The 636-nt window shown below is 42.9% G+C and carries 1 protein-coding gene and 1 pseudogene; both read left to right on the top strand.

Going from position 1 to position 636, the window contains the following annotated elements; all coding sequences use genetic code 11:
- A partial coding sequence (locus BGK49_RS17010) for an IS3 family transposase (protein WP_001073957.1) occupies positions 1 to 209 on the top strand: 209 nt, incomplete at its 5' end.
- A gap of 235 nt (positions 210 to 444) precedes the next feature.
- Positions 445 to 540 (top strand): annotated as a pseudogene (locus BGK49_RS30520) (cytochrome b); the annotation flags it as partial.
- Between the last annotated feature and the right edge of the window lie 96 nt (positions 541 to 636).

Genomic DNA, 636 nt, shown 5'->3' with positions numbered 1-636 from the left:
ACTGTTACGACAACGCTCCGATGGAAAGCTTCTGGGGAACGCTGAAAAATGAGAGCCTGAGCCACTATCGTTTTAATAACCGGGATGAAGCCATCTCAGTAATACGGGAATACATTGAGATTTTCTACAATCGTCAGCGTCGTCACTCTCGTCTGGGGAATATCTCCCCGGCAGCCTTCAGGGAAAAATATCATCAGATGGCTGCTTAAAAAAAGAACAAATGGTAGTGTCCGCTATTGCCAGTACACCTCAAACCAATAACGGATTCCATACACAATACGGCCAACAGAGAAAGATACCTGTGCTCACGCCATTGCTTATATTGGCTGGTTACAATGTGCACTATCAATTTTTTAAATAACAAATTCTTAAAACCACATCTGTATAAGGAATTTTTAAGGTTCGTGGGATAGCTTGACTGTAAAAATTACAGGAGCTACAAAAATGAACCGATTCTCAAAAACTCAAATTTATTTACATTGGATAACGCTGCTTTTCGTTGCAATAACCTATGCCGCGATGGAACTCCGTGGCTGGTGGATTTGCCCCTATATTTCCAGACATCTGTTATCACTTAACCCATTACAAGCCCGCTGCCGCAGATATTCCCGTGGCGAGCGATAACCCAGCGCACTA

It is taken from the genome of Shigella sp. FC1544 (genome assembly GCF_001722145.1).
Classification (GTDB): domain Bacteria; phylum Pseudomonadota; class Gammaproteobacteria; order Enterobacterales; family Enterobacteriaceae; genus Escherichia; species Escherichia coli.
Note: the sequence above shows the minus strand (reverse complement) of the source record. Positions and strands in the feature narration are given on the sequence as shown.